Source organism: Nostoc sp. (assembly GCF_036917455.1).
Lineage (GTDB): Bacteria > Cyanobacteriota > Cyanobacteriia > Cyanobacteriales > Nostocaceae > Nostoc.
Genome location: NZ_JBALDK010000147.1, coordinates 20,615 through 28,109, shown reverse-complemented (window position 1 = coordinate 28,109; position 7,495 = coordinate 20,615). Strand labels below are relative to the sequence as shown.

Below are 7,495 nucleotides of genomic sequence, written 5' to 3'. Positions count from 1 at the left end.
AACACCTAAATAACCTGACAATAACTATATATAGAATATTTACTTAGATGTCTATAGTTAAAGAAGCATCTTTGCTTAATCTTCACATTATTTGCTAATCCATATATACGTAAATACGTCACTTTGTAAAGTCTTTACATCTTTCTATGAATTTAATTTGCAAATAACAGCAGACAAAAAGTTGTTATCATCGTATTCTTTTGGAGAAGCAAGCTACGCACAGTAGCGATCGCAAAATTAGACAAGCTTCTAGGGGAGCTAACTTCAAAACCCCTCAGATAAGTGATAAAAAATACATGTTTTATTTTTGAGGTCTGCGCTCGCCTACACGTGGGTTGGATGTAGCTGCGGTTATTAGCTGAGTTCGAGCGATCGCATGGCAATATCTGAAGTATCTGTGCAATGATGGCGATCGCTTACCAAAATTACCAACGCAGAGATGATTCGACTTAGCCAAGAACACTTGCAGACCATCCGCGCCCATGCCGAAAGCACCTATCCAGACGAGTGTTGTGGTATAATTTTGGGCTATCTGGCTAATGAGGGTAAAACTGTGGTCGAAGTCATACCAACAGAAAATGCCTGGAATACAGAAGCGGGTGCTGAGTTTCTAGGGGAACGCACAGCAGAAAGTAAAAGACGGCAATATGCGATCGCTCCCGAAGTTATGTTAAAGATGCAAAAGGAAGCACGCGATCGCTCACTAAACATTATTGGCATTTTTCACTCCCACCCAGATCATCCTGCTATCCCTTCAGAATGCGATCGCTTATATGCTTGGCAAGGATACTCATATATAATAGTTACCGTCCAAAACGGTAAAGCTGGAGAACTCCGAAGTTGGAGCCTTGACGATCGTCATCAGTTCCAAGCAGAGGCAATTGAAAATATAAAATCTGACTTAGTTTAAAGACAGTCAGTCGTAGCGGTTTTCGCCGCTACCACCCATGAAAATTCATCTTCCCGACTTCATTATCTCCATAGGAGATCCAGTTTTTCGATAGGATTAATATTCCGCTCTCCCAGATCGTAACTGCTATGCTCAACCCTAACCTGGACGAAATCCAGTTAACCAAAGACGATTACGAACGCTACTCTCGACACCTGATTTTGCCGGAAGTAGGACTAGAAGGACAGAAGCGCCTGAAAGCCGCCAGTGTACAGTGTATAGGTACAGGTGGACTAGGTTCACCACTACTTTTATATTTGGCGGCGGCGGGTATTGGACGCATCGGGATTGTCGATTTCGATATTGTCGATACTTCCAATCTGCAACGCCAAGTCATCCACGGGACATCTTGGGTGGGTAAACCCAAGATTGAATCGGCAAAAAACCGCATTCACGAAATTAACCCCTATTGCCAGGTTGATTTATACGAAACTCGTCTGACTTCCGAAAACGCCCTCGAAATCCTGCAACCTTACGATATCGTCGTGGATGGTACTGATAACTTCCCCACGAGATATCTAGTTAACGATGCTTGCGTATTGTTGAATAAGCCCAACGTCTACGGTTCAATTTTACGCTTTGAAGGGCAAGCTACTGTATTTAACTACCAAGGTGGGCCAAATTATCGTGACCTTTTCCCAGAACCACCACCACCAGGAATGGTTCCCTCTTGTGCAGAAGGTGGCGTATTGGGGATTTTGCCAGGAATTATTGGTTTAATCCAAGCAACGGAAACAGTCAAAATCATTTTGGGACAAGGTAATACCCTAAGTGGACGATTGCTGTTATATAATGCCTTAGATATGAAATTTCGGGAATTGAAACTGCGTCCTAACCCGATTCGCCCAGTTATTGAAAAACTGGTAGACTACGAAGAATTTTGCGGAATTCCCCAAGCTAAGGCAGAGGAGGCAAAACAGCAGATGGAAAGTCAAGAAATGACTGTTAAGGATTTGAAGGAATTACTAGATAGTGGTGCGAAGGATTTTGTACTACTGGATGTCCGCAACCCCCATGAATACGACATTGCCAAGATTCCTGGTTCGGTGTTAGTGCCGTTACCAGATATTGAAAATGGGAATGGCGTTGCTAAGGTGAAGGAAATATTAAACGGCCACCGCTTAATTGCTCATTGTAAAATGGGCGGGCGATCGGCAAAAGCCCTTGCCATCCTCAAGGAAGCCGGAATTGTTGGGACGAATGTCAAAGGCGGAATTACCGCTTGGAGTCGAGAAATCGATCCTTCAGTTCCAGAGTATTAAAAACTTCCGACTTTCCTGATAGCGGTTCTCGGTTGAGTGAGGGACAAGAACCCCAACCCCCTCCCCGCTTGCGGGGAGGGGGCTATGATGTACCTTGAATAGACCTCTTGCATAAGTCGAATAGACCCCCCTTAATCCCCCCTTATAAAGGGGGGAAACTTAAAATTTTGCGCCCTCTCCTTCACAAAAGGAGGGTTGGGGAGGGCTGATTCAAGGATTTTTGCAAGAGGTCTAATGATTAAAAAACGCTATAACTCTCTTTAAATAAACCGTATTTGTTTTGGGTTGAGGAAGAAACAACCAATGCCCAATTTCCCATCTTTTTATGACTACCTCAAAATCTCATTTCAATATTTTATGGGTGCAAGTTTGGGTGTTGGCAGGGGTGCAGGGAGCAATTACTCTCACTTGGTTAATTTATAATATATATCTGCCACAACTTTTGACTCAGTTTGGTTTTCCTGCTTCACTAGCAGTTGCCTTGGTGCTATTTGAAAATGCCTTGGGTGCTGTGCTGGAACCTTTGATGGGTGGACTTTCAGACCAAGCTAGACGCTGGGTAGGAACTCGCTTTCCCTTTATCTCAGTAGGTATGATTTTGGCATCGGCTTTATTTATTGCCATACCATGCGTTGTGAGTTTGATTCCGCCTACTAGCGTGATGCGATCGCTCTTACCTATAGTATTGGTAGCCTGGGCATTAGCAATGACAATATTTCGCTCTCCAGCAATGTGTTTGTTGGGAATGTATTCTACACCAGCCCAGTTACCTTTAGCAGTAAGTGTTGTCACTTTAGCCGGTGGTATGATTGGGGCTTTTAAACCAATAAGCTATAAGTTTATTTTGAGCTTAGGGCCAGTTTATACCTTTGCGATCGGTTCTTTCGTTATGCTGGCGGCGGCGGCTGTGTTGCGGTTAGTTAATCCTCCAGAAGCAGTAGTGGATACACACCAAGCAGAAGTAGTAAAGTTGCCCTTACAGAAATTGGCTTTGATTTTAGTAACTGGTTTTGGTGTAGCGTGGGGTATCCGATTTCTGATGGATGTGTTGGGGAAAGTACTAAAGACCCAACTGAATACTGATAATATTGATGTGCTTATGGTGTGGATTGGATTAGCGATCGCAATTGCCAGCATACCTGCTGGAATCTTCGCCGTCAAAATTGGTAATCGTCAAGCTATGCTTTGTGGGATCTGTGCGATCGTTCCCTCTTTACTGATAATGATATCTGTGGGCGCACAAATTCCGATAATTCTATTAATCGTTGCTGGCTTTAGTTTAATTGTCAACGGGGCAATTCCTTTTGCTTTAGGATTAGTACCCCAACAGTGGGCGGGATTAGGAATTGGGACGTATTTTGGTGGGTTTGCTTTAGCGATGAGTTTGTTTGGCGTTATATTTACACAGCCGCAAGCGATAACACCTTTTACCGGTGCGATTGGGGGTGCGTTGGCGTTTTTGTTCGCTGGTGTTTGCATTGCGGTGAGTGGCTTTTTTGAAACGTATAGGCGGCTTCGCCTTCCCGAAGAGTAGGAAGTTGAGATTTTTATCCGCCTATTCACAGCAATTTGTCTGGTGTAATTGGTAGGTCACGAATCCGTTTACCTGTAGCATGATAAACTGCATTAGATATAGCTGCTGCTACCCCAACAATTGGAAGTTCCCCCAAGCTTTTCGTCCCTAGAGCATTTACATAAGGATCGTGTTCCTCAACAAATTGCACTTCCATATTTGGGATATCTGCATGAACCGGAATTAGGTAATTAGAAAGGTTAGCACCAACTATTCTTCCCTGATTTGTATCCATTACAGTTTTCTCCATCAACGCCATACTGATTCCCCATGTAATCCCACCCAAAACCTGACTCCGTGCTGTCTTGAAGTTGAGAATTCGCCCTGCATCATAAACGCCTACGCAACGTCTGACTTTGATTTCCCCCAACAATTCATCGACAGCTACTTCCACAAAAATTGCACCAAATGAGTGTTTGGCGTATTGTTTACTTTCTGGACTGGGTGAGGTTTCTTCTGTGACTTGTAAACTCTCTAACTGGTTACGGTGCAGAATATCGGTGTAACTGTCTTGTTTAGAAGGATCGGGTTTTAAAAATATTTGCCCTGACTCGACGGCAATATCTTTTGCTTGAGATCCATAAAGTAGAGAATTTGGATCTCCGATCGCCATTTGGATTATTTGATCGCGGATTGCGATCGCTGCTTTTTGCACTGCGGGGGAAACACTAGCAACTGTAATTGAATTACCCGTAATCGGCGCTTTGGGAAGATTGCTATCACCTAGTTCAAACTGCACTGGTAAACCTAATACCTCAGAAGCTACCTGCGTCATCACTGTATAAGTACCTGTACCTATATCTTGGGTTCCACTTTGCACCCGCACGTCTCCACTGGCAAAAATTTCTACCTTAACTGATGCAGTTCCAACGTTGGTGGGAAATGTCGCACTAGCCATTCCCCAACCAATCAAGAAATAACCATCCCGCATGGAACGGGGAACTGGGTTGCGTTGTAACCAAGAAAAAATTTCTGCCCCTTTTTGGTAACATTCTTTTAGAGATTTACTTGACCAAGGTAATCCTTTGTGGGGATCGATATCTGCATGATTTTTTAGTCTTAGTTCAATCGGGTCAATATTTAAGGCATACGCTAGTTCATCCATTGCTGACTCTAGGGCAAACATCCCCGTGGCTTCTCCTGGCCCACGCATAAAGGTTGGTGTCCCGGCGTTGATGCGGGCTAGACGGTATTTAATTTCCAGATTTGAACAGGCGTACATCATTGTTGTCGCTGTACCAACTGGTTCTACAAAGTCATCAAATAGCGATGTTAAGGATGTGCCAATGTGATTAATAACGGTTAGTTTACCTTCCTTGGTTGCACCTAGCGTTAACTGCTGCTGAGTTGGGGATCGATAGCCGCAAGCTGTGTACATTTGCGATCGCGTTAGCACAACTTTCACTGGGCGTTTTACTTGACGAGATCCGATCGCAGCTAAAATAGTGTGCGATCGCAACAACGCCTTACAACCAAATCCTCCGCCTAAATATTTAGAAATGACGCGGACATTTTCTTGAGGAATATTCAGAACAGATGCGATCGCTTTTTGTGTTGCTGAAATGCCTTGAGTAGTTTCATACAGCGTCAAATTATCCCCTTCCCAGATAGCGATCGTTGCAGAAGGCTCAAGGGGATTATGATGTTCCATTGGCGTAGTATAAATTTGCTCTACCAGGACATCTGCTTCAGCTTTCCCAGATTCAACATCCCCTCTGGTGATTTTACCTGGCATCATGCCAAAAAATATTGATTCGGGTTCAAATATCTCTGCGTGTGCCACTGTGACTGTCGCCGGGGCTTCTTCGTAGATAATTTTAACTAGTGAGGCGGCGGTTTCGGCTTGTTCTAAAGTTTGAGCTATTACAATCCCCAGATGTTGACCATCGTAGTAAATATTATCGTCTTTTTCGGTTGGCTGAGGTTGTGGAGGCGAAAAGAAGGGGATTTTTACCAGAGATGGAGTTTGTTGGTAAGTAATGATATCTACCACACCAGGAACGGCAGATGCGGCGGATGTGTCTATTTGGATAATTTTACCGTTTGCGATCGCGCTTTGAAAAATCACTCCATAAGTTAAATTCTCTATGGGAACATCGGCTGTATACGGTGCTTCTCCGGTAACTTTGAGTTTGCCATCAACGCGATCGAGTGGTTTACCGATAATTTTATTCATAGTTTTTCTGTCACAACTGAAAGCGCACGGACCAAAGCGCGTTTAATTAATTCAATTTTGAATTCATTGTGGGTTTGTGGTTTCGCTTCTTCAACGGCTGCTTCTCCTGCGGCTATAAAACTAGCTTCGTTAACTGCTTTGCCTTTGAGAAATTCTTCAGCATCCCTTGCCCGCCAAGGTTTGGGTGCTACTCCCCCAAAAGCGATGCGTGCTGATTTAATCGTATCTTGTTCTACGTCTAAAGCAACAGCTACAGAAACGAGAGCAAATTCGTAGGAGGCTCGATCCCTAACTTTTAAATAATAGGATTTATATGCAGAATTTGGAATTTCAATAGCAACGATTAACTCTCCCGACTGTAATAGAGTTTCTTTTTCTGGTGTCTCACCTGGTAAGAGATAAAAATCGTGAATTGAAATTTGACGGGCTTTTTCTGCGCCTTGGATACAAATCACCGCATCTAATGCCGTTAGGGCCACAGCTAAATCGGAAGGATGAACGGCAATACAATGTTCGCTCGCCCCGAAAATAGCGTGCATTCGATTATAGCCTGTAATTGCGGCACATCCTAAACCTGGGGTGCGTTTATTACAAGGAAAAACCGGATCGCGAAAGTAGCCACAACGGACTCGTTGCAATAAATTACCGCCCACTGTTGCCATATTTCGCAGTTGGGGTGAAGCACTTTGTAACAATGCTTGGCTAATTACTGGATAGCACTCCTGAATTTTGGGATGAAAAGCCACATCACTCATTCGAGAGATTGCACCAATGCGGATTCCATGAGTTTGAGATTCAATATCTGCTAGGGGCAAACTATTAATATCAATTAATATATTCGCTGTTTGAACTCCATCTTTCATCAATCCTAGTAAATCTGTACCCCCAGCGATAAATGCAGCCGTTTTGTCTTGTTCAACTGTAGCGATCGCTGCATCTTGGGAAGTAACTTTAGCATAACTAAATGGCTGCATCTTCCATTTCCTCTAGTACATCCCGAATCGCCGCAATAATATTTGGGTATGCTCCACAACGGCAAAGGTTTCCACTCATCTTTTCTCGAATTTCTGCCTCAGATTTTGGCAATTCTTCTAATATCATCCCTATGGCTGATACAATTTGGCCCGATGTACAGTACCCACATTGAAAAGCATCATGGGTAATAAAGGCTGTTTGCATGGGGTGGAGTTTGCCATCTTGGGCTAATCCCTCAATTGTGGTAATTTTAGCATTGATGTGCATTACTGCTAAAGTCATACAGGAGTTAATTCGCCGACCATTAACTAGAATAGTACATGCACCGCATTCACCGCGATCGCAAGCTTTTTTAGTGCCCATCAAACCTAGCTTTTCCCGGAGTGCATCGAGTAAAGTTACACGAGGCTCTAGCTTTAGCGAATAGGAGATATTATTGACATTCAGCGATAAGTCTACTTCCTCTGAACCGAATATTTTCAATTCTTGGGTAAGAGAGTTTGAAGTTATTGGAGCTAAGGAATTTTCTTTCATATTTAGTGAGCAGACTAATATTTATG

Annotated in this window: 6 protein-coding genes; 3 read left to right on the top strand and 3 right to left on the bottom strand. The window is 43.4% G+C overall.

All coding sequences use genetic code 11. The features are described from left to right. Nucleotides 1–439 precede the first annotated feature (439 nt). The 3 genes from V7K42_RS15780 (at nucleotide 440) to V7K42_RS15770 (ending at nucleotide 3,745) form a co-directional block, all read left to right on the top strand. Nucleotides 440–910 (top strand): M67 family metallopeptidase, encoded by a 471-nt coding sequence (locus tag V7K42_RS15780; RefSeq protein ID WP_334917622.1) that lies wholly within the window; start codon nucleotides 440–442, stop codon nucleotides 908–910. Nucleotides 911–1,038: 128 nt separating this feature from the next. Beyond that, nucleotides 1,039–2,211, top strand: a complete 1,173-nt coding sequence (gene moeB, locus V7K42_RS15775) for a molybdopterin-synthase adenylyltransferase MoeB (protein ID WP_334917620.1) — start codon at nucleotides 1,039–1,041, stop codon at nucleotides 2,209–2,211. A 325-nt stretch (nucleotides 2,212–2,536) separates the two neighbouring features. Continuing rightward, the gene (locus V7K42_RS15770) at nucleotides 2,537–3,745 is read left to right on the top strand and encodes an MFS transporter (RefSeq protein WP_334917618.1); all 1,209 of its coding nucleotides are present in this window, start codon (nucleotides 2,537–2,539) and stop codon (nucleotides 3,743–3,745) included. A 25-nt stretch (nucleotides 3,746–3,770) separates the two neighbouring features. On the opposite strand, the gene V7K42_RS15765 is transcribed toward V7K42_RS15770, so the two are convergent. From V7K42_RS15765 to V7K42_RS15755, 3 genes are read right to left on the bottom strand one after another with little or no spacing between them, the layout of a single operon-like run. Beyond that, nucleotides 3,771–5,960 (bottom strand): xanthine dehydrogenase family protein molybdopterin-binding subunit, encoded by a 2,190-nt coding sequence (locus tag V7K42_RS15765; protein ID WP_334917616.1) that lies wholly within the window; start codon nucleotides 5,958–5,960, stop codon nucleotides 3,771–3,773. Then, nucleotides 5,957–6,934 (bottom strand): FAD binding domain-containing protein, encoded by a 978-nt coding sequence (locus V7K42_RS15760; protein WP_334917614.1) that lies wholly within the window; start codon nucleotides 6,932–6,934, stop codon nucleotides 5,957–5,959. The genes V7K42_RS15765 and V7K42_RS15760 overlap by 4 nt, the downstream gene beginning before the upstream one ends. Next, nucleotides 6,921–7,469 carry a (2Fe-2S)-binding protein gene (locus V7K42_RS15755; protein ID WP_334917612.1) on the bottom strand — a complete coding sequence of 183 codons (549 nt, stop codon included), beginning with the start codon at nucleotides 7,467–7,469 and terminating at the stop codon, nucleotides 6,921–6,923. The genes V7K42_RS15760 and V7K42_RS15755 overlap by 14 nt, the downstream gene beginning before the upstream one ends. Between the last annotated feature and the right edge of the window lie 26 nt (nucleotides 7,470–7,495).

Coding starts and splice junctions, on each gene's coding strand:
- V7K42_RS15780 (WP_334917622.1), top strand. CDS start 440: ATGATTCGACTTAGCCAAGAACACTTGCAGACCATCCGCGCCCATGCC.
- moeB (WP_334917620.1), top strand. CDS start 1,039: ATGCTCAACCCTAACCTGGACGAAATCCAGTTAACCAAAGACGATTAC.
- V7K42_RS15770 (WP_334917618.1), top strand. CDS start 2,537: ATGACTACCTCAAAATCTCATTTCAATATTTTATGGGTGCAAGTTTGG.
- V7K42_RS15765 (WP_334917616.1), bottom strand. CDS start 5,960: ATGAATAAAATTATCGGTAAACCACTCGATCGCGTTGATGGCAAACTC.
- V7K42_RS15760 (WP_334917614.1), bottom strand. CDS start 6,934: ATGCAGCCATTTAGTTATGCTAAAGTTACTTCCCAAGATGCAGCGATC.
- V7K42_RS15755 (WP_334917612.1), bottom strand. CDS start 7,469: ATGAAAGAAAATTCCTTAGCTCCAATAACTTCAAACTCTCTTACCCAA.